The sequence below is a fragment of the Nostoc sp. UHCC 0251 genome (assembly GCF_034932245.1).
Taxonomy (GTDB): Bacteria; Cyanobacteriota; Cyanobacteriia; order Cyanobacteriales; family Nostocaceae; genus Nostoc.
Genome location: NZ_JAYGHD010000061.1, coordinates 1 through 21551 on the forward strand (window position 1 = coordinate 1; position 21551 = coordinate 21551).

Below are 21551 nucleotides of genomic sequence, written 5' to 3' on the forward strand. Positions count from 1 at the left end.
CCCGGATAAATCCTGGGGCATTAATTGCGAATTGCGAATTGCGAATTGCGAATTGCGAATTGTGCTGACATGATATTACTCGTTAACTGAGCTAGCTCATAGTAACCAATAAGAATAACCACTAAATTGAAGTCAATCAACATTCCAAGTGGTTCAAAATACTATGATTAGCCAACAAACAATAGATATCGTTAAATCTACAGCACCTGCCTTAAAAAAGAACGGCCAGCAAATCACAACTCGGATGTATAAAATTATGTTTCAAAACCATCCAGAAATCAGAGAGCAATTTGATATGTCTGCTCAAGCAAATGGTTCTCAGCCTGCGAGGTTGGCTACAGCAGTTTATAGCTATGCTGCCCAGATTGATAATCTACCTGCTTTAAAATCGATGGTGGAAAAGATTGCCCATCGTCATGTGCAGACTCATGTTACACCAGAACAATATCCTATAGTTGGAGAAAGTTTACTGCAAGCGATGAAAGATGTTTTAGGGGAAGCTGCTACAGAAGAAGTTATGGCAGCTTGGACTGAAGCTTATCAGGCATTGTCTCAGGTGTTTATCAACAGAGAACATGACATATACAGCGATTCTCAGTTGTGTGAAGTATGCTAAAAAATTTAACCTCTAGCCCTTTCTCGACAGTTATCAAGATAATCAGCTTTGCTTATACTGTTAACTGTTGAGTGGCTTTTGTCCAAAGCGTTTTGCGGTTTAGTATTTACATCACGGTACTATCTAAACGCAATCTCCTGCAACTCAATTGCATCGGCTGACAATTCGATTGCATCGACCTGCAACTCAATTGCATCGGCTTGCAACTCAATTGCATCGACCTGCAATTCAATTGCATCAACCTGCAACTCAATTGCATCGACTTGCAACTCAATTGCATCGATCTGCATAAGGTTAACACAACCCACTTCAATTACTTTCTGTTCTTCACCTTCTTCCACAAGTTGTTTCTTCAGAATCACATGACTGCCACTTTGGCGTACCTGAACAAAGCCTAAGTGTTCCAAAACACTAATGGAATAGCTCAAACTGTTGGTAGCTTAGGCACTCGTTACCTCAAATGTGGTTAACAACCGACGAGGTGCTACCTCAGCAAGCGGGAATTCTTCTAAATACATTTCTGTTGCTTGCTGCAAGTAAGCAATAGCTTCTTCTATCGTCTCTCCTTGGCTGGCGGTTCCCACCTCTGAACATTCAGCTACATAAACATCCTCTTCTCAATGCAAGATTGCTGTAAAGGTTCGAGTTTTTGTATCTTTAGCCTGTTGTAATGAACTCATGGAGTGTTTATCTGGCTATCTTTTTATTTTCTTATTGTTGCTTAACTGTCTGGAACCAACAACATCCGCGCCTCAACGCCTTCCCAGGTTTGGGGTGACACCCGCACTGCTGCTTGTTTGCACTGGATGATGAGGTGATTGGCGTAGAGATAATCGCCTAGTGCTTCTGCTTCTTCCTCAGATAAGTTGACCATTTCTTGGGTGAGATTGAAAGCATTAAGTAAAGTTTTTTGGAGGCGTTCAGCAAATACCCGACGCGCTTCTTGTGGCTGTTGCTTATTAGGAACTTTAGCTCTCAGTGCTTCTAATCGAGCAATCAGCACAGTAAAGTTGATGTTATTGAAGGTTTTTAATTTTTCTAGTTCAAGAGAGTAGTTGATAGCTTTAGCGATGGCGTAGGCGTAGGCGTAGACGTTGGCGTTGGCGATGGCGTAGGCGTTGGCGTTGGCGTTGGCGATGGCGTTGGCGTTGGCGTTGGCGTTGGCGTTGGCGTTGGCGTTGGCGTTGGCGATGGCGTAGGCGTTGGCGTTGGCCATGGCGTTGGCGTAGGCGTAGGGGTTGGCATAGGCGTAGGCGTAGGCCTTGGCGATGGCGTAGGGGTTGGCATAGGCGTAGGCGTAGGCGTTGGCGTTGGCGTTGGCGATGGCGTAGGGGTTGGCATAGGCGTAGGCGTAGGCGTTGGCGTTGGCGTTGGCGATGGCGATGGCGATGGCGTTGGCGATGGCGATGGCGTTGGCGTTGGCGTTGGTGTTGGCGATGGCGATGGCGATGGCGTTGGCGTTGGCGTTGGCGTTGGCGTTGGCGTAAGCGTAGGCGTTGGCGTTGGCGTAGGCGTAGGCGTTGGCGATCGCAAATGCACGTTTACCTACAGGTTTAAAATCTCCTGGAGATCCAACTGTTACCTGTTCTGCCCAGTTTAATAAAGCTTGTAACTTCGGGGTATTAATATATTTGTGCGCTTCCTTTTCCATTAACAACAGTAACTCATCTGCACCACCACGCATTAACCCAGCTACTAACAAAAACACCTCTTTCCAGCGTTTATCTACAAGATGTTCAGTGACTAACTTCTCAACTTGGCGATGGTCATCAATATATTGTGCTGTTAAATATTCCTGTAGCGTTAGATGAGAGAAAGAAAAGACATCCTCCGCTCGTTCTACCAAAATTCCTTGTTGAACAGCGATCGCATTTAGCACTAATTCTCCATCTAAATGCTGAGGCGCATTAAGATTACTCGCTAAAAATGTTTTAATTTGCTGAACAATATTGCGCTGTGAAAAAAATAGCCTGTCAGACTCAAAACCTGTATAAGCAATCTCCGATAATAATATCTCTTCTAATTCTGTATGCAGTCCTTGATAAATCTCGTCTCTGAGAATTCGTTTTTCTGATGCCCACTCTTCTAGCAATATCCGCAGTGCTTTCCGGTAAAGCACACTGCGATTATCTGGAAAACTTTGGGAACGGTCATAAACTAAACACAGAAATGTTAGCAATAAAGGTGTGTGTGCTAATTCTTTTGCAGCTTGATGTTCTGGTTTTTGCAGTAATTCCCAGCATTTATCGCCTGTCTTTGCCTGTTTGTCTGCTTCACAATTAAACCAGTTATAAATAAATTGCTGAATTTGATCATCGTCAAAATCTGCCATTCCTACATCGCTAAAGCGGCGAAAACTGCTGCGATAAGCTGCCGTGCGACAGGAGGCAATAAAACGATTTTTATCGTACTTGTCAACGAAGTTCTGAATTTCGCTAATTGCCTCAGTCAAATTTTTTGTTGGTACTTCATCCAACCCATCCAGCAAAATTAATAATTTACCTTCTTCTAAAGCTTTGGCTGCAAATTTATCTGGCGATGGAAAGCCACAAATACCAAACTCTTCAGTAATAAATGCTTTAATATCGATATTGCCAGATCCAAACCTTTTCAATTCGATAAAAACTGGAATGCAGGCGTGTTTAAATCCTCCTTTTTTACCTTTGAGTGCTTCTAGTCCCATCTTCCGCACAAATGTAGACTTTCCAGCACCAGGCCCACCAAGCACCATCAGATATTGTTTATTATTAGCAACTTCAATTCCTGCTTGTTTTTTACCATCGTGAGATTGAAATCCTCGACTTTTAGCTTGGCGATAGACTTTTTCTAAATTCTCAATAGATGCAAAACTACGGATAGCATCATTACCTAAAAACTGTACTGCTGTATAGACCGATTCTAACTTGACAGGTTCACGCATTCCCAATACTTTGAGAATGCCATGCCGTTCTTCGTAGTTCTTTTCATATTGCTTTGATGCAGTAAAAACTATCTCCCTAGTTTTTTCGTCCAGGGTTTGACCAAATATTCCTAGAACCTTACCGCCACCTCCCCAAAGGATTTGAAAAATCGGAACTGCTAAACCGCTAACGGCTTGTGCGGCAAAAGGTTCTATTCCTGTCATAAGATTATTCAGTGAATATGTTTAAAAATTAAAGCAAAGTTGTATTATCCAACTCTAAGCTCGATTATGACAACTACACCAAGCTTCAATTCCTGGGTTATCTGTCCCCAACCAAATCCTCAAGCCAACTTGCGTTTATTCTGCTTCCCCTACGCTGGTGGAAACTCGGCAATTTTTCGCACTTGGCCTAATAATCTTCCTAGTAATGTCGAAGTCTGCGCTGTGGAATATCCGGGACGAGGAAGACAGATTAAGTCAGCACCCTTAACGCGATTAGAACCTCTTGTTGAAGCGATCGCTCCAGTTCTGTTACCATACTTAGACAAACCATTCGCCTTCTTCGGTCATAGTATGGGCGGATTAGTTAGCTTTGAGTTGACACATCTACTTCGCTCTAAGTATAGTCTGACTCCCTTTCACCTCTTCATATCTGCTCGTCGCGCCCCACAAATTCCGCCCACCAAACCACCCCTCCACATCCTATCAGACCCTGATTTACTCAACGAGCTACACAGTCTTAACGGTACACCCAAAGCAGTATTAGAAAACCCAGAACTAATGCAGATGTTCCTCCCAATTTTGCGGGCAGATTTTGCCGTTCTGGAAACTTATATTTACACTCAAAAACAGCCACTGAAGTGTCCTATTACTGTTTTTGGTGGTTTGCAAGACCAAGAAGTTAGTCATGAGGCTCTGCAAGCATGGCGAGAACAGACGAGCGCTACTTTCTCATTACATGAGTTCGACGGGGACCACTTTTTTATCCATTCCCACCAAGAGTTATTATTTAAACTTATGTCTCAAGAATTGCAGATGTGTAAGCGCATCTGGTAGTAGTTATCACACACAAATGAGTTAGGAGCCAGAATATAGAATTTTCCTGACTCTCTGAACTTCTGATATACAATATTTCTACTGTTTATTTTTGGGTAGCGATCGCTAATTTTGCCCCTTCAACTTGACGTACCCGATCCATCACAGCCACTACCTTCCCGTGACCAACTTTTTCATCAGCATTAATAATCACTAACACTTCTGGATTAGAACCAATTAAAGTCCGCAATTGCGCTGTTAAATCATCAACAGTGGTTGGTTTGCGGTTTAAGCTTACTACTCCTTGTTCATCTACCGTGATCGTAACTTTAGAGGGAATTTGCTGTTGTTTTGCTGTAGCTGCCTTCGGTAAATTTACTGGTAAACCTTCTGAACGCGTTAAAAACAGAGTTGACATGATGAAAAATGTCAAAATTGCAAAAATCACATCAATCATCGGCAAGATGTTGATCTGTAATGGAAGTTCTGGCTCATCTTGTAGACGCATAAGTTTTTTCTCCTCGTTCATAGCGACGGCGGTAAAGTAATTCTAACTGTCCCCCATACTCTTGAATTAGGGCAATTTGCCGTTGGTACAGTCCCCGGAAGGTATTGGCAAACAAGAGTATGAATATAGCAACGATCAATCCTGATGCTGTTGATACTAGAGCTTCACTAATCCCAGAGGTAACACCTGCTGTTTTACTACCTCCCACGTCACCAACGTTTAAAGAAGCAAAAGAAGCTATCAATCCTAATACTGTGCCGAGAAGTCCTAATAGAGGTGCCAGACTAATGATTGTCTCAAAAAGGTTTTGGAAACGTTTTAACACAGGTATCTCAGCCTGCGATTCGCTTTCTAACGCCAAACGAAATTCCTCTGGATTTGGCTCCTCTAATTCTAAAGCCGCCAGAAAAATCCGGGCGAGTGGCAAGTCTGCGTTTTTCTGAAGTTTATCCATTGCACCGACAACATTATCGAGACGGTAGAGATTCAAAACATCTCGCACCACCCGGTTTTGACGCTTATTGATCCTTACCCAAAACCTGATCCGCTCGATGATCAGTGCCACACCCAATACCGAAAACGCCAACAGGGGCCACATGACGATACCGCCTGCTGCAAACAAATTCTGAATACCCATGTAGTGCCTCTATAACCTCATCCACAATACAAAATCAGACTACCAGAATCTAGAGAAAAGCTGAAACTTATTCTCAATAAAATATAAGATATAATGATAAATTTTTCAAATATAATGCTCATTGTTTATATTTACTTGTTCATTGGTTTTACATAAATTAATTTAATTAGATTGCAACAAAAATTAATTTTGTCCAAAAACCATGATATTGGTGGTTTTACAAGATGTTTTTGCTATTACAGGTTCCGTAAAACTATTCTAAGTAATTTTAATTTTTTACTTGATATTTGTAACGTTGCATTCTAAGATAGCTAAATTAGTGAGAATAGGTAGCAATAGCTATGAGCTTTTCCGGCACTACTGTCGAGCAACGTTCCAAAGAAGTTGAGGCTCTCAAGTCTTTTCTGACTTACAGTCTAATAGGTTCACTGGCGCTGCATATCGGCGTACTGTCCTCAGGCATAGGTAATTATTTGACAAGAATGCCGAAAGAAGAAGATGACGCAATAGAGTTTGCGATCGTTGATTCTCCGACTGCGGAACCAGAAAAACCGCTTGAAAAAATTCCCGAAGTACCCAAAAAATTACCAGAAGTTGTTCAAAAACAGTCTATAGAAACTCCGCCAGTACAAAAACCAGTACAAGAATTTATTGAAAGACCAAAAATTCAGCCAGTTGAACAACCAAAACAAACTACTCAAATTCAGCCAGTTCAACAACCAACGCAAACTACTCAAAACCCACAACCAACAAATACGCAAATTGCTCCCAAACCAGAAGCACCTGTGACAACTGTTGCTCCTCAGGGTGGCGGTGGTGGCAGTAGTCCTATCCTGACAGATAATGGTACTTCTAGCTCTGGCGTTGCTTTAAGTACAGGTTCAGGTTCAGGAATTGGCTCTGGCTCTGGTTCTGGTTTAGGCTCAGGAATTGGCTCTGGTTCTGGCAGTGGTATAGGCAATGAAAGAGTAAAGCGTCCCCCAGTAGCGACAGCGCCAACAACACCAACACCTCCAAAAATTAACAGTTCAGGTAATGCTAATGGTCGTGCAGCCTGCCGCGAATGTAATGCTAAATATCCAGAGGCAGCAAGACGCCGGGGAGTTGAAGGCAGAGTAGAAGTAGCTGTAGATAGTGATGCACAAGGCAATGTTACTAATGTGCGGCTAACCAGATCCAGTGGAAACCGTGAATTGGATGAAGCCCAATTAAGACAAGCGCGTGAGTGGAAATTAAAACCCACAGAAGGTGGTAGACAAGGGGTAGCGATCGCCACTGAATTTGCCATAAAAGGTTCACGGCGATCGCGCCAAGTTCAAGAACGCAAAGCACAAAGAGAAGCACAAGAGAGAACTCGGCAGGCAACTACTGCCAACTCCACACAGGAAACTCCAAGACGTAGACGCAGAGAGATGACACCTTCATCTACTGAAGCTACAGTTAGAAAACCAGTAATATCTGGATTTAGTAGACGGTTGGAACCTCAAAGAAAGGAAAGTACTACTACAAGCCCATCATCTCCAGCTAAGACAACTCGCCCTCAAGGAAGTGCAAGAGAGTCTTTACGCAGCATCCAACGTCAGCGAACGACTACCAATTCATCACCAAAGCCACAAGCAACCCCAAATCGGCGACGGCGGAGAGATAATACTAGCCAGAACAAGTTGCGGGAGTCTTTGCGCGGTTTACGCAAACAACCTCAATCGCAGCCTGCTGCTCCTAGTCAAGAATAGGGGAATAGAGGCAATAGGCAATAGGCAATAGGCAAGAGAAAAGAAGGCAATAGGCAATAGGCAATAGGCAAGAGAAAAGAAGGCTTCCTAGTTGTACTGGGTTTTTTCAGAAATCAAATACTAGTACAGCACGGCGTAAATAAGCAGACCATTGAAAAGCCCTAAAAAGCTCATTCCATAATACTTTTGACTTTTGACTTTTGACTTTTGACTTCCGCCTTGCGGTACTAGTGCTATAAAAATAAATTATCTATTAAACCTAGTGGAGCCAATGCCTTGCACAGGCACTTCGGTCTTCTCCCAAAGAGAGAGGTTATCCGAACTCACCTTAATCTAAAACCGTAGATGGACGCAGATGAACGCAGATAATTTTCATAATTAATTATCTGTGTTCATCTATTTTAATTAGTTATGAGTGATGTCTACGACGGACTATGCCTACGCACTTTTTCTCATCTAGAGCAACTAATACCCGACTCTCTACAACAACATAAGTGTGTATTCTTGTCCACTGAGCTTGCGGCAAGTGTAAATAGTTTACTTCCTTCCTTCGAGGTGAGTAATGCAGCCTAAAGTTATTTTTGGGAATGCTGCGAGTGAAGGTGCAAATCGCTGGGGTTGGTTTATGGGTTACTTCATCACCCCAGATGATGATCTTCGCTCAACCACAGCACTAGAAATAAAGTGGGGTATCCATAAAGCAGGAGACTGTAGAACCGAGTGGGCAGTAAATGACACAGCCGCTACTCTTTCCATCTTGATTAATGGCCAATTTTGCCTTCAGTTTGAGGATAGGGAGATGATTCTATCTCGTGAGGGTGATTATGTGCTGTGGTGTGCGGGTGTGCCACATTGTTGGGTTGCTCAGTCTGACTGTACTATTCTGACGGTGAGATGGCCTTCAACACCAGGAGATAGTGTAGCAGTGCGATCGCCACAATAATAATAATTTTCAACCCACAGTCCGCACTTCTTCTGAGAGCTAAGTAGTCATTATTGTTACCAATTTTTGGTATTATCGCTGATTATGCACTTTTTCAAATAATCAGAACTATTTTTATTTTAAGGCATTAGCTGCGATCGGGGGTACACCTGTAAAGATAAGAGTTGGAAACGTGATAAAACTTCCACCACCCGCTACGGCGTTTAACCCGCCTGCAATAAAAGCGGTACTAAAGAGAAGTAAGCTATGGAAAAGTGTTAAAGATGGTGGCATTATTTACGAATTATTAATTTGCGAATATCACTTGGAGAATGAGCAATCAAGTCAGCACCATGATCTTTTAATTCCTCCTCAGTTCCATAGCCATAGGTGACACCAATTGAGGCGATTTGATGGCGCTTGGCTCCAATGATGTCATGTGAGCGATCACCTACCATCACCACAGTAGATGGTAAAAGTTTTTCTGTTAATAAAATATGGTGAATTAAGTCACCTTTTATGCTTCGCGTCCCATCAAGTTCACTACCATAAATCCCATCAAAAAGCAACGATAAGCCAAAAAAATCAATAATCTGCGTTGCATAAATATATGGTTTAGAAGTAGCAACAAAAGTTTTATAACCAGCAAAACGAATGGCTTTTAAAACTTCTGTAATCTGTGGATAAAGAGAGTTTTCAAATAATCCAATTGTGGCAAAACGACTACGATAAAGTAAAATGGCTTGTTCAAGTACTGTGCCATCCAAGGTATTGAGTAATTGCGAAAAGCTATCTTTCAGTGGTGGGCCAATACACCAATTTAATTCATCAGCATTCGGTGGTTTGTAACCGAGTTCAGAGAGTGCATATTGAATGCAGCCAGTGATTCCAGGTTTAGGATCTGTTAAAGTCCCATCTAAATCAAAAAGGATAGCGGAGAAAGGCATATTTGATATTAATTCGTAATTCCTAATTAAGAAAGTCAATTTTAATCGGGGTTTAAAAGTGGGATGCTCCCAAGATACTCGTCCCCTTTCAACGCCAGGTTTGTACAACATGACCCTTCATTTGTTGCCCTAGCCAAGGTGTATTTTGTGAAAGTGTATAAAGACTTTTCCGTTCGACTTTCCAGGATTGCTGGGGATCAAATAAAGTAAGTTCTGCTGGTTGATGAGGTAGAATCGCACTGACTTTTTGCCCCAAACACTCTGCTGGATTGGTACTTAATGCCCGCCATAATTCTAAAGCAGTAAATTCTTCAGTTTCAACAAGATATTGCCAAAGCAACGGTAATGCTAACTCTAAACCAATTGCTCCTGGAGGTGCTTCGGCAAAGGCTTGGACTTTTTCTTCGTAGCTGTAGGGTGTGTGGTCAATAGCGATCGCATCTATCACACCCGCACGCACCCCTGCGCGTAACGCCGCCACATCACTAGGATTTCCTAAAGGTGGGTCTAAATGCAAGCTAGTGTTATAACTCTTAACTGCTTTTGTATCAAGTAAAAGGTGCATCCAGGTGGTGCTGGCGGTGATGGGTAAACCAGCAGCCTTAGCTGAAGCGATGAGTTCAACGCTGCGAGATGTGGAGACGCGCATGATATGGACTGGTGTACCGATGGCTGCAACCAATTCTAGCATTGCTGCTAAGGCAGTAGTTTCAGCGCTGGCTGGTATTGGGGGTAAACCGAAACGCAGAGCATCTGCACCTTCTCTCATTACACCATTTGCTGTTAACTGGCGATCGCTAGGCCAAAATGCTACTGGTTTACCCAACGGCTGGACATACTCTAACACTCGCCGCACCAGCGCCAAATTCTCCAGTGGCTTACCATCGCTAAAACCAACAACTCCAGCAGATGCTAAATCTGCTAATTCCGTCATTTGCTTTCCAGCAACGTCTAGGGTGATAGCACCCCAGATATGCAGCAGGGGAGCAGGGGAGCAGGGGAGCAGGGGAGACAAATTCTCCTCTGCGCCTCTGCGCCTCTGCGCCTCTGCCTTCTTCTGCTGTAACTGTGCTACAAGTGCAGGGTTATCAATAGCTGGGGATGTATCGGGTAAGATGCTAACTCTGGTAAAGCCGCCAGCAGCAGCAGATTCTAAGAGAGACAACAGGGTTTCCCGTTCTTCAAAGCCTGGTTCACCGGAGTGGCTGTACAAATCTACTAATCCCGGCCCGAGAACTAATCCCCGACAATCTCTAATTGGAGTGTCGGGGCTGATGTCAGTAATGTGCGAAGCCACTTCTTGGATATAACCATCAGCAATCAGCACATCAAAGAGTTCATCAATTTCAGAAACTGGGTCAATTACCCGTACTTTTTGCAGCAGTTCAGTCATAAAAGTTTTTAGTTATGAGTTAAAAGTTAAGAGTTATGAGTTATTTGTTCCTCAGTCATTGCTTCTAAACTTTATTCCTCACTTCTAATTCCTCGCTTCTTACTTTATTTCTCATAGACGCAATAAATCGCGTCTCTACTTTTGTACAGACGCGATTCATCGCGTCTCTCTTGTACACGATTCATCGCGTCTCTTTATCACAAGGCCCCTGCTGCTGTTTTATCTAGTACGCCTCCACCAAAGTGAGCAGTGATATTCATCGCTTGCAATACTGGTAAACCATCTATTCCAGAAGGATAGTCGATAACGCTGACTGCGCCATTACCCTGACGGAAATTCCAGAAATTTTCTAGCGATAAACCTAGAACGTGACAAAGTAAGGTTTTGTTAGTAGCATCATGAGCTACTACTAAAACAGTTTTGAATTGATTGTTTGATGCAGATTGCACAATTGATTGCCAAGCTGCAACGCTACGTTCCCACACCTCTTGCAAATTTTCCCCTTCAGGCATTTGCACTTGGGCTGGTACTAACCGCCAGCGCTGCAACTCTCCGGGAAATTCTTGCTCTATCTCGGTTTCAAATTTTCCTTCCCAGAGTCCGTGACTAATTTCCCTTAAACCATCTTGCAAGTCTAACTTGACATTAGGATGTTGTTTTAGGATAATCTCTGCTGTTTCTTTAGGACGTAGCATTGGGCTACTGACAGCAAAATCAATTGCTACGTCTTGGAGAAATTCGCCTGCTTTTTGCGACTGTTGTCTACCGTTGTCGTTGAGGGGGACATCAATTTGCCCTTGAAACCTGGTTTGGCGATTCCACTCAGTTTCACCGTGACGCACCAGTAACAACCGTATTCCTTGATGATCCGGTCGCAATGAGGGTAGACTTTCCCCAGTATGTTGCGTCTGATTTAAGGATTCTAGCTGAACTGGCTCCCCCAATCCCCCAGCAAAATTTAGTACGGTGATGCCGCAGTTAGATTGCTGGATTGAATGATAGCGACTTGGGGGGATTCCCAAAGCTGTACTAATCAAGGCGCGATTAATGCCGTTATGTCCCACTATGAGAATAGTTTCGCCTTGATGTTGAGACAAAGTTTCTTGCCAAAAGTGCCGCGCTTGTTCGTATAAAGCAAGAACAGGAAAATGTTCTCTTGTCCCTTGTGCATCATTTAGCAGCATCCGCAGTTCGTCGGGGCGTTGATGCCAAGTGCGGTAGTCTTCGGCAAATTTCTGCTTAACTTCAGCAGTCAGCAGTGCTTCCCATAAAGGTAAGTCAATTTCTAGAAGCAAATCAGAAACTTGGATTACAGCAGATTGTTCAGGATGAGTAGCTAACTCACTATGGATAATATCTGCTGTGTGTTTCGCTCGTTGCAGGGGACTGCTGTAAATCGCATTAAATAAAATATTGCTGAGGGCTTTGCCAACTTTACTGGCATCGTTACGACCTTTTTCGGTTAATGTTGACGCATCAGTGCGTCCCTGAATACGCCGCTCGGTGTTATAACCGCTTTGACCGTGGCGCACAATGATGACCTTAGTCATCTAAAAGCCCTCCTCTTATCTAGACGATTAATTCTACTGCAAAATGATTGCAGAATTACCGACTCAGGAAAGCGGATTTAGTCAGGTGCAAAACTTTATGATCTTAGGGGAGGCATCCGCCTGAGTTAGGCAATAGGCAAGAAGGCTTTTTAGTTGTACGGAGTTTTTTCAGAAATCAAATCGCTAGGGAAATTAAATAGAAACATTTGAGTTGCGATCGCCTTTGTTAAGTTTACAGAAATTGCAGCAGTATTGGGAAAGTGGTAGGGACTGTATTTCAATCCAAATTATTCCTTGGGAATCAACCCCCTAGATTGTTCCACCAGCTGAATAAACTCACCCCGATAACCCTCCTGGTCTTCCCCCATCGCCTGGGTTGCCAATCTCATCACCAAATCATAGTTAGCATTCCCCTTATACTCAGAGTCACGCAGCACCATCCCAAAGGTAGCTACCGCAGCCGCAAATCTCAGGTTTGTAGAGGGTATCTGGTCAGTTCTCAAATCATCATCTTGGATGGTTTGGGTAATTAGTTGACTGGTGCTGTCTTGAGGCAATTTATAGCGCAGTTTCACCTGCATCAATTCATTGCTGCCAGCATTTGGAGGAGTGACACCAGAACGTTGATAACGTAAAGGGTCTACTTCCGGCAGTTTCACATCGCTCTTCGTGCCGGTGGGAATTATTTCATAAAGCGCTGTCACAGAATGACCAGCCCCAATATCCCCTGCATCTTTCTTATCGTCATTGAAATCCTGGTTTTGCAGCAGGCGGTTTTCGTAGCCAATCAAGCGATATGCCTGAACTTTCGCCGGATTAAATTCCACCTGAATTTTTACATCCTTGGCAATAGTGAACAGAGTTCCCCTCAAGTCATTAACTAAAACCTTTTTGGCTTCCAATAAGGTATCGATGTAAGCATAGTTGCCGTTACCCTTATCAGCCAGTTGCTCCATTTTTCCATCTTTATAGTTACCTGTGCCAAATCCCAACACCGTCAGAAAAATTCCTTGCTCTCGCTTCTGTTCAATTAATCGCGTCAGTTCGGCATCACTAGAAACCCCAACGTTAAAATCTCCATCGGTAGCTAAAATTACTCGGTTATTACCAGACTTGAGAAAGCTTTGTTTGGCTATCTTGTAAGCTAGTTCGATGCCCTGACCACCAGCAGTCGAGCCTCCAGCCTGCAAGCGGTCAATCGCCGCCAGAATTGTTGATTTCTGACTACCAGGAGTAGCAGATAACACCAGTCCAGCATTCCCAGCATAAGTTACCAAACTTACCCGGTCTTCAGGACGCAGTTTATTCACCAGCAATTTCAGAGACTGTTGTACCAAGGGTAATTTGTTGGGGTCATCCATAGAACCGGAGACATCAATCAAAAATACTAGGTTGCTGGGTGGTAAAGTTTCGCTTTCTAGGCGTTTACCTTGCAAACCCACATGTACCAACTTGTGTTGTGGATTCCAGGGAGCAGCAGCAACTTCAGTGGTGACAGAAAAAGGGCGTTCGCCTTTTGGCTGGGGATAATTGTAGGTAAAATAGTTGATTAGTTCTTCAATTCGCACCGCATCCTTAGGTGGTAATTCCCCTTGAGTAATAAACCGTCGCACGTTGCTGTATGATGCGGTATCTACATCAATGGAAAAGGTGGAAAGGGGTTCATTACCGACGCGATGAAAGGGATTATCCTCAATCCGGTTGTAGTTTTCTGTATTGAATCTGCTACCTGTTTGAGCTTCCGGGGCAACCCTTCCAAAACTGCTACCAGCTTGGATTTTAGGCATACTTGCACGGTTAAAAACTTGATCCTGCACAGATGAGCCAGACGGACTACTAGGGAGTTGGGGCATCTGTGTGGGGGATTGAGTCTTCCGGGTAGACTCGGCTTGAGTACGTTCTCTGGTAGTCTGAGTTGGAGTAATGGCCCTAGGAACTGCCAATTCATCTATCGGATTTTTTAGGATTGCTAACTCCGGTGCAAATTCAGACTGCAAGCGTTGCAGGGTTGTCATATCTGCTTGGTTAACTATCTTGGAGTCAGTTGCTATTAGCTCATTGCTCCGATTTACACAGGCATTCAAGATTGTGGCAAACTCAGTCCGGGTTATAGGAAGAGTGCCAAAGTTTTGGACTGGGACGACGCAACTATACTGTTGTACTAATGCCTGGAGTGCTTGGTAGTCAGGGTTATTAGGTAGAATAGAGGTTGCTGGAGTAGAACTAGGAGGAGTCTGATTGGCTGGAACTGCAACCATAACAGACTGACGTAAAATCGCAATTCCTACTGAGGGTATCAATAACAACAGTATTACAATACTAACTCGCTGCCACATTTTGGACGGAATCGGGTAAGACATGGCTAAATCCTGACACTAAATTTATGTATCGGTTCAAAACGTGGGATATGTAGAAGCCTTGTCTTTAAAGACGAGGTTGCTGACATTTGAAGTTTCCACTGATCTAGAATAGTCTTGAGCAGCTTGGGATCTCATCACTGTTTCAATTTTGGTAACTGTAGCGAATACAACACTAACTACTTCGGTTTTAAGCGAGAATGCAGAAAATCTTTATACCTGATGCGTAAGTACTGCATTGTTTACCTCACTTAAAAAGCAAACTGCTGTATTTAACTGATGCAATTACCTACGGTGGGAGAAACAGCACCATTGCTCAGGGACTATATCTCAATACGCTTGGGTTAAGGGCTAATTGTACAAAAATGTGGATTTTCAAGACGCGATAAATCGCCGTCTCTACAAGTGTTTTGGTCTTATCTGAACTGTATTGGACTATTATATCTGCTGACACTGCTGGGGCTGGTAGTTGAAGGACTTCAGGTGCTTCAGCCTAATGGTGCAATACATTTCAGTTAAGCATTTATCCCTTATCTCTCTATTCTCTGCGGTCAATACGATTCGGTTTGGATAAGCAGGGGAGGTAGGGGAGGCTCTTGAGGAAAGAGGATTCTTGTTGAGTAATTCTTCTCTCCCTGCTTAAGAGCAGCCTGCCTCAACCAAAAAATTCCTTAACCGAACGGTATTAATACATGGGTCTATGATAAATAGAAGTCAGCACTGACACAAGACGTAATAATAACTTCTATTTTCCTTTGAGAATTTCCTCTATGGAGAGGAGATGCATCTACTCAGTTTTAGGTGACGTTGATGAAACAACCAAGCAAACGTAGACGGGGTGTAATCCTTACCCTTCAAGGCTGGGAGAAATTTCGAGATGCCAAAACTCAAGTAGAATTTAATGAGAATGGTGGAGATAGCTTTTCTTTAGAAGAACTGAGCGATCGCACTCATTTAGCTCTACACACTATATCTAGAATTTTGGCACGTTTGGAACCTGTAGATAAAAGTTCCTTGCAGTTTGCCTTCGCTGCCTTTGGGCTGGAGTTATCTCAAAGCGATTATACCCGCCCTAACTCGACCTTAGAGGAACTAGAAACTCGACAAGCAAACCCACAGTATGACTGGCAAGAAGCACCGGATGTATCTGTGTTTTTTGGTCGCGGTGAAGAATTATTGCAGCTACGACAGTGGATATTAGAAGAACGGTGTCGTTTAGTTGGACTGCTGGGAATTGGTGGTATTGGCAAAAGCACTTTAGCGGTGAAGTTGGGGCTGCAAATTCAAGCAGAATTTGAGGTAGTGGTGTGGCGAAGCCTGCAAAATGCACCACCAGTAGAGGAGAAAATAACCAACATCCTGCAATTTTTGCTGTCGGCGTTGCGAAAGGAGATGGTAATACCCGAAAGCTTTGATGGCAAAGTATCGAAGCTAATGGAATGTTTGCAATCAAACCGATGTCTGCTGATTTTAGACAATGTTGAGACAATTCTCTCTGGTGGGCAAGCAGGGCAATATCGTCCTGGTTACGAGGGATATGGTCAATTACTCAAGCGCGTTAGCGAAGTACCTCATAAAAGTTGCGTTCTGTTCACTTCTAGAGAAAAACCCAGAGAAATTGTACCGTTAGAAGGAGACAGAACAGAAGTGCGATCGCTCCGATTAAAGGGATTAAATTCTGCTGAAGGACAAGATTTATTCCATCAAAAAGGACAATTCACGGGTACAGAACAAGAATGGCAAGTACTCATCAACCATTATAGTGGTAATCCCCTTGCACTAAAAATGGTCGCAGCCGGAACTCAAGAGCTTTTCAACAGTAGAATTGCCCCGGTTTTAGAGTATATGGAACAGGGAATACTAATTTTTGAGGACATCCGAGATTTGTTAGAACGGCAGTTCCAGCGTTTGTCTGCGGTAGAAGAAGAGGTGATGTACTGGCTGGCAATTAATCGAGAGCCAGTATCCATTGCTGAATTAGCTGCTGATGTCATGACATCTTCTTCTAAAGGTAAGTTACCGCAAGCAATTAAATCCTTATTACAACGTTCTTTAATTGAAAAAAGCGACGAGCATTTCTTCCTGCAACCAGTTGTGATGGAATATGCCACACAGCGATTGGTTGAACAAGTTTGTCTAGAATTAGTAAGAGAAAAGACTGTCCGTTTACGCTTATTTCAAACCCATGCTTTAATCAAAGCAATAAGCAAAGATTATATTAGGGAAACACAAAAGCAATTAATTGTGCAACCTTTGTTAGAGCAATTGTTAATAGAGTTGGGCAATCAACAAAAGTTAGTAATGTTGTTGCAGGATGTAATAGAACAGCAAAGGCATCAACCTGCACTATTAGCAGGATATGCGGGAGGCAATGTCCTCAACTTGTTAGCGCATTTGCAAGTAAATTTACAGGGGTATGACTTCTCAAATTTGAACATTTGGCAAGCGGACTTACAGTGTGTCAATTTAGCTGAAGTTAATTTCCAAAATACTGCTTTTGATAAGTCTGTATTTGCTAAAAGCTTGAAGAGTATTTATTCACTTGCCTTGAGTCCAGATGGAAAACTGTTGGCTACGGGTGATATAAGTGGGCAAATTCATTTGTGGCAAGTAGCGGATGGAAAAAACTTGTTGACATTTAAAGGACATGAAGGTTGGGTTTGGACAGTTACTTTTAGTCCAGATGGGCAAACCCTGGCAAGTGGTGGTCATGATGGATTAATTAAATTGTGGGATACACAAACAGGAAATTGCCTAAAAATTTTAGATAAGCACACAGATATTGTGTGTTCTGTCAGCTTCAGTCCAGATGGACAAACTCTAGTAAGTGGTAGTCAAGACACTTCAATTCGATTGTGGAATGTCCGTCTAGGTAAGTGTCTCAAAACACTGCATGGTCATACTAGTGCGGTATGTTCAGTCAGGTTTAATCCTGATAGTTCTAGCCTGGCAAGTGGTAGTCTAGATTATGATATTCGCTTATGGAATGCCAGTACAGGTATCTGTATAAAAACTTTGCAAGGTCATACTGGCAGAGTATGGTCGGTTCGCTTCAGTCCAGATGGTAAAACTATTGCCAGTGGCAGTAGTGACCACTCTGTTCGGTTATGGGATGTGAGCAAAGGTACTTGCAGTAATACATTCCACGGTCATAAAGATTGGGTGTGGTCAGTTAGCTTTAGTTCAGATGGTCAAACTATAGCTACATCTAGTAATGACTCTAGTGTAAGGTTGTGGAGCGTGCAACAAGGTACGTGCATTAAAATTTTCCACGGACATAGCAGTAACGTTTTCTCCGTCACGTTTAGTTCAGATAATCAAACCTTAGTTAGTGCCAGTAGTGATGCGAGTGTACGTTTGTGGGATGTAAGTAAAGGTCTGTGTGTGAGAATTTTACAGGGTCATTTCAGTGGGGCACATTCGGTCAGTTTTAACGCTAATGATTGTATATTAGCGACAGGTGGTTTTGATGCTTTGGTTCGGCTATGGGATATTGCGTCTGGATACTGTACTAAAATTTTCCAAAGTCACACAGATTGGGTATGGTCAATTCGCTTTAGTCCTAATGGTTTTTTACTAGCAAGTGGCAGTGATGACAAAAGTATTAAACTTTGGGATGTTATTTCTGGTCATTGTATTACAACCATTAACGACCATAGCGGTGGAGTAACATCAGTTACCTTTAGCCCAGATGGTCAAACCTTGGCTAGTGCTAGTAGGGACATGAGTGTGAAGCTGTGGGATATTCACAAGCGTAAATGTATAAAAAACCTAGAAGGTCACACGGATGCAATCTGGTCAGTTAGCTTTAGTCCAGATGGCAACACTTTAGCTACAGGTAGTGGAGACTGCTTGGTTAAATTGTGGGATGTGGGTGAAGGTAAATCTATAGCAACTTTGCCTGGTCATGCTGATGGAGTCTGGTCAGTGAGTTTTAGTCCAGATGGTAAAATACTCGCTAGTGCCAGTCTTGATGGCTCAATTCGATTATGGGATAGCAGTAACTTTACTTGCATAAAAGTGTTGCAGGGACATACTGCTGGTGTATGGTCAGCTAGTTTTAGCCCTGATGGTTGTACCTTGGCATCTGCCAGTTCTGACCAAACAATTCGCTTATGGGATCTTAGTAACTTTACCTGTGTAAGAGTGTTACACAGTCATACTAGTGGAGTATGCTCGGTTAGCTTTAATTCTCTAAGTAATATCTTAGCCAGTACTAGTCAAGATGATGTAATTAAGCTTTGGGATGTAGCAACAGGTGAATGCATGAAAACCCTGAAGGTAGATCGCCTTTATGAAGGGATGAACATTAGGGGGGTGACTGGGTTAACAGCAGCGCAGCGATCGGCTCTTTTGGCTTTAGGGGCTGTGGAAGGTGTGGGGTAGGTTTTATTGTAGGCGATCGCTTCTTTAATACGATTGGTAAGAGGGCGATCGCCTATTTACATTAATTACCTATTTAGCATTAGATTTTTCCTGTTTTAATTTTTTGAAAATACAAAGGATCAGAGGTTAAAACTTTTATTGGCGACATTTAAGAAAGAGATAATTAAGGTTTTATCGCTCCTGCTCCTACTCCCATCGTTACTGTGGCAGCACCAGCAGAAGCAGCAACTTTCAAGTCTGCACCTTTTGCTATTGCAGCAATAGTTACTCCACCAAATACCAGAGTACATACTATCAGGAATCTTTGAACTGCTTGCATATTCAATTCCACCTTTTATGACAATCTAAGGTTTTTTGATTTAGCTAAATTATTGAAAATCGCTCATTAGACACAGTTGCTCAGAGTGGGATCACCTCAATCAATCCCATTATCAGAAGTGCAATGACACTGTGTAATTAATGATGTTTATATAACTTAGCTAGAATAAGCTTTGCAAATCAGCAAGTTACTTTTTGTTATCTTCGGCAAACTAATCTTCCGTTCGCGTTACTAATCGTACCCGATTGGCAACGATGATAATTCATTAATTTTGTATTTATCAATTTACCACTTTTATTTCGGCAATCTGCTTCCAAGAGAGTCTCTCTGCTAGCAAAAAATCGAGTTTTTATATTTCTACAAGACTGAGTATAGCTTCCTGGTGGATATGGTCTTACACCTCTGCCCTTGCTAGCTAACTGGGTTGGAGAATTAGTTGATAAAGTGTCAAATCTAAGCACAGAAGAGTTGGTAATCTCCGGATAACTAACAGAGTTTGAGATTGAGGCAAAAGCTTTGCTAGAAGAACCCGTATCCAAAGCTAAACCACAAAAAGCAAGAATCATTAAACCTATGTGCAGGCTTGGTTTTCTAAGATTGAGCATTGGTATTTTCCTTAACCTTTAGTTGTTACATAATTACAGTTTGCGTACTTTCCCTTATTTACACAATGCAACTTTAGCAAGTTAATTTCAACTTAAAGCTTTCGTAAGCAAACAAGAGCGATCGCTTGCATTAACTCCATCGTTATAAATGCATAGGCATAGCCCGTCGTAGACATCGCTCATTTGACACAATTGCTCAGAGTGCGATCGCCTACATTAACCTCATCACCAGAAGTGCGATCGCTTTTAAGTCTTTTAGCTAGAACGTTAATGACAGCGTATATGCTACCATTTTTACATGGCGATTAAAATTGTAGTTGATACCAGCGTTTTTATTAGTGCGCTGATTAGCTCTCAAGGTTCCAGTAGAGAACTCATTCGACGCTGTTTAAAAGGAGAATATCAGCCTTTGATGGGAAATGCTTTGTTTTTGGAGTATGAGTCAGTCATTCATCGCTCAGAAATCATCGTCAAATGCCCATTAACGAGTGAAGAAATTTTGGCTTTACTAGCATCATTCATGAGCGTCAGTCAATGGGTATATATCTACTATCTATGGCGACCGAATTTAAAAGACGAAGCTGACAATCACTTAATTGAATTAGCGGTTGCCGGAAATGCTCAAATCATTGCCACTCACAATGTCAAAGATTTCCAAAATGCTGAATTGTTATTTCCTAACTTATCAATATTAAAACCTGAAGAAATTATTAGGAGTTAAACAAAAATGGCAACCTTAACTATTCGTTTACCAGACGATAAGCATAATAGATTGAAAGAACTTGCTCAAGCCAAAGGCATCAGTGTCAATAAATTGATTGAAGAACTTTCTACTATAGCTTTAGCAGAATTTGATGCCCATACAAGATTTAAAGCAATGGCTGCAACTGGCAACCCAAAAGAAGGCTTAAGAATACTGGCTAAACTTGATGGTCTGACAGAATAGAGCTTGTAAGGCGATTATGCAAACACTAACCGGAGGCAATCGCCTACATCAACCCCATAACCACAAGTGCGATCGCAGTAACTAGTTATACTAGATACTCATAAAATTAAACTAATAGATTGATTTGTAGCTAGACTTATAGCTAATAGATTGATTTAAAAAACAACAGGGCTAGATGATGCAAATCACTGTCGAGGTATCTGAGGAGCTAGGACAGCAATTACAGCCGTTCCAAGACCGCTTACAAGAGATAGTAGAACGCGGTCTAAAAGAGTTATTGAGCGAACAGTCTGGTAATTTTCTCGATGAGAAACAGATTATTGCATTGTTGGCAAGTCAGCCTACACCAGACCAAATTTTGGCAATCCGACCCTCAGCAGAATTCCAAGCCCGTGTCAGTGATTTGCTAGCACAAAGTAAAGCAGGAACACTTTCAGCCAAAGGTGAAGCGGAACTAGAACGCTATCTGACCATAGAACATCTTGTGCGTATGGCAAAAGCTCATACCTTCGAGCAATTACGCCAAAACCCATGACTTTTTTTTAATTAAAAGTTAAAAATTAAAAAGGATAATAATTTTTAATTAATTTGGGGTATAATTCCCCACTGATAGCGCAGCGTTAGCGAGTCCACGAGCGTCTTGCAATTTTTAATTAATAATTTTTAATTTTTAATTGGAGCGAAGCGACTTGACT

General features: G+C 42.4%; 21 protein-coding genes. 9 read left to right on the forward strand and 12 right to left on the reverse strand.

Going from position 1 to position 21551, the window contains the following annotated elements; all coding sequences use genetic code 11:
• Window positions 1-163: 163 nt before the first annotated feature.
• Window positions 164-616 (forward strand): globin domain-containing protein, encoded by a 453-nt coding sequence (locus tag VB740_RS09935; RefSeq protein WP_323199859.1) that lies wholly within the window; start codon window positions 164-166, stop codon window positions 614-616.
• A gap of 119 nt (window positions 617-735) precedes the next feature.
• On the opposite strand, the gene VB740_RS09940 is transcribed toward VB740_RS09935, so the two are convergent.
• From VB740_RS09940 to VB740_RS09950, 3 genes are all read right to left on the reverse strand, one after another.
• The gene (locus VB740_RS09940) at window positions 736-1044 is read right to left on the reverse strand and encodes a type II toxin-antitoxin system HicA family toxin (RefSeq protein WP_416289573.1); all 309 of its coding nucleotides are present in this window, start codon (window positions 1042-1044) and stop codon (window positions 736-738) included.
• A gap of 12 nt (window positions 1045-1056) precedes the next feature.
• The gene (locus tag VB740_RS09945; RefSeq protein WP_323199861.1) at window positions 1057-1200 is read right to left on the reverse strand and encodes a hypothetical protein; all 144 of its coding nucleotides are present in this window, start codon (window positions 1198-1200) and stop codon (window positions 1057-1059) included.
• Between the two features lie 137 nt (window positions 1201-1337).
• Entirely contained in the window at window positions 1338-3740 is a 2403-nt protein-coding gene (locus tag VB740_RS09950) for an NACHT domain-containing protein (RefSeq protein ID WP_323199862.1), read from the reverse strand.
• Window positions 3741-3806: 66 nt separating this feature from the next.
• On the opposite strand from VB740_RS09950, the gene VB740_RS09955 reads away from it, so the two are divergent.
• Window positions 3807-4574: a thioesterase II family protein gene (locus tag VB740_RS09955; RefSeq protein WP_323199863.1), complete on the forward strand. Its 768-nt coding sequence runs from the start codon at window positions 3807-3809 to the stop codon at window positions 4572-4574.
• A gap of 85 nt (window positions 4575-4659) precedes the next feature.
• Here VB740_RS09955 and VB740_RS09960 read toward each other — a convergent pair whose 3' ends face one another.
• Both VB740_RS09960 and VB740_RS09965 read right to left on the reverse strand, forming a co-directional pair.
• The gene (locus VB740_RS09960; protein ID WP_323199864.1) at window positions 4660-5061 is read right to left on the reverse strand and encodes a biopolymer transporter ExbD; all 402 of its coding nucleotides are present in this window, start codon (window positions 5059-5061) and stop codon (window positions 4660-4662) included.
• Window positions 5045-5698 (reverse strand): MotA/TolQ/ExbB proton channel family protein, encoded by a 654-nt coding sequence (locus tag VB740_RS09965; protein ID WP_323199865.1) that lies wholly within the window; start codon window positions 5696-5698, stop codon window positions 5045-5047. Before VB740_RS09965 ends, VB740_RS09960 begins: the two co-directional genes overlap by 17 nt.
• A 341-nt stretch (window positions 5699-6039) precedes the next feature.
• Here VB740_RS09965 and VB740_RS09970 point away from each other — a divergent pair, with 341 nt between their 5' ends.
• Window positions 6040-7431, forward strand: a complete 1392-nt coding sequence (locus tag VB740_RS09970; RefSeq protein WP_323199866.1) for a TonB family protein — start codon at window positions 6040-6042, stop codon at window positions 7429-7431.
• 562 nt (window positions 7432-7993) lie between these two features.
• On the forward strand, window positions 7994-8374 hold the full coding sequence (locus VB740_RS09975; protein WP_323199867.1) for a signal peptidase I: 381 nt from the start codon (window positions 7994-7996) through the stop codon (window positions 8372-8374).
• A gap of 114 nt (window positions 8375-8488) precedes the next feature.
• Here the strand turns inward: VB740_RS09975 and VB740_RS09980 are convergent, their stop codons facing one another.
• From VB740_RS09980 to VB740_RS10000, 5 genes are all read right to left on the reverse strand, one after another.
• Window positions 8489-8647 (reverse strand): hypothetical protein, encoded by a 159-nt coding sequence (locus VB740_RS09980; RefSeq protein WP_323199868.1) that lies wholly within the window; start codon window positions 8645-8647, stop codon window positions 8489-8491.
• Window positions 8647-9300: an HAD family hydrolase gene (locus VB740_RS09985; protein WP_323199869.1), complete on the reverse strand. Its 654-nt coding sequence runs from the start codon at window positions 9298-9300 to the stop codon at window positions 8647-8649. The genes VB740_RS09980 and VB740_RS09985 overlap by 1 nt, the downstream gene beginning before the upstream one ends.
• A gap of 88 nt (window positions 9301-9388) precedes the next feature.
• Entirely contained in the window at window positions 9389-10693 is a 1305-nt protein-coding gene (locus VB740_RS09990; RefSeq protein ID WP_323199870.1) for a dihydroorotase, read from the reverse strand.
• Between the two features lie 197 nt (window positions 10694-10890).
• Window positions 10891-12243: a histidine phosphatase family protein gene (locus VB740_RS09995; protein WP_323199871.1), complete on the reverse strand. Its 1353-nt coding sequence runs from the start codon at window positions 12241-12243 to the stop codon at window positions 10891-10893.
• A gap of 287 nt (window positions 12244-12530) precedes the next feature.
• Window positions 12531-14603, reverse strand: a complete 2073-nt coding sequence (locus tag VB740_RS10000; protein ID WP_323199872.1) for a vWA domain-containing protein — start codon at window positions 14601-14603, stop codon at window positions 12531-12533.
• A gap of 807 nt (window positions 14604-15410) precedes the next feature.
• Here VB740_RS10000 and VB740_RS10005 point away from each other — a divergent pair.
• Window positions 15411-18986: a WD40 repeat domain-containing protein gene (locus VB740_RS10005; protein WP_323199873.1), complete on the forward strand. Its 3576-nt coding sequence runs from the start codon at window positions 15411-15413 to the stop codon at window positions 18984-18986.
• A 163-nt stretch (window positions 18987-19149) separates the two neighbouring features.
• Here the strand turns inward: VB740_RS10005 and VB740_RS10010 are convergent, their stop codons facing one another.
• Together VB740_RS10010 and VB740_RS10015 are read right to left on the reverse strand one after the other, a co-directional pair.
• Window positions 19150-19305 (reverse strand): hypothetical protein, encoded by a 156-nt coding sequence (locus VB740_RS10010; protein WP_323199874.1) that lies wholly within the window; start codon window positions 19303-19305, stop codon window positions 19150-19152.
• A gap of 197 nt (window positions 19306-19502) precedes the next feature.
• Complete coding sequence (locus VB740_RS10015; RefSeq protein WP_323199875.1) at window positions 19503-19910, reverse strand: hypothetical protein; 408 nt, start codon at window positions 19908-19910, stop codon at window positions 19503-19505.
• 183 nt (window positions 19911-20093) lie between these two features.
• Here VB740_RS10015 and VB740_RS10020 point away from each other — a divergent pair, with 183 nt between their 5' ends.
• From VB740_RS10020 to VB740_RS10035, 4 genes are all read left to right on the forward strand, one after another.
• Window positions 20094-20219 (forward strand): hypothetical protein, encoded by a 126-nt coding sequence (locus VB740_RS10020; protein ID WP_323199876.1) that lies wholly within the window; start codon window positions 20094-20096, stop codon window positions 20217-20219.
• Window positions 20209-20631: a putative toxin-antitoxin system toxin component, PIN family gene (locus VB740_RS10025; RefSeq protein ID WP_323199877.1), complete on the forward strand. Its 423-nt coding sequence runs from the start codon at window positions 20209-20211 to the stop codon at window positions 20629-20631. Before VB740_RS10020 ends, VB740_RS10025 begins: the two co-directional genes overlap by 11 nt.
• Before the next feature lie 6 nt (window positions 20632-20637).
• Window positions 20638-20856 carry a toxin-antitoxin system HicB family antitoxin gene (locus tag VB740_RS10030; RefSeq protein WP_323199878.1) on the forward strand — a complete coding sequence of 73 codons (219 nt, stop codon included), beginning with the start codon at window positions 20638-20640 and terminating at the stop codon, window positions 20854-20856.
• Between the two features lie 175 nt (window positions 20857-21031).
• On the forward strand, window positions 21032-21391 hold the full coding sequence (locus VB740_RS10035; RefSeq protein ID WP_323199879.1) for a hypothetical protein: 360 nt from the start codon (window positions 21032-21034) through the stop codon (window positions 21389-21391).
• Window positions 21392-21551: the final 160 nt, after the last annotated feature.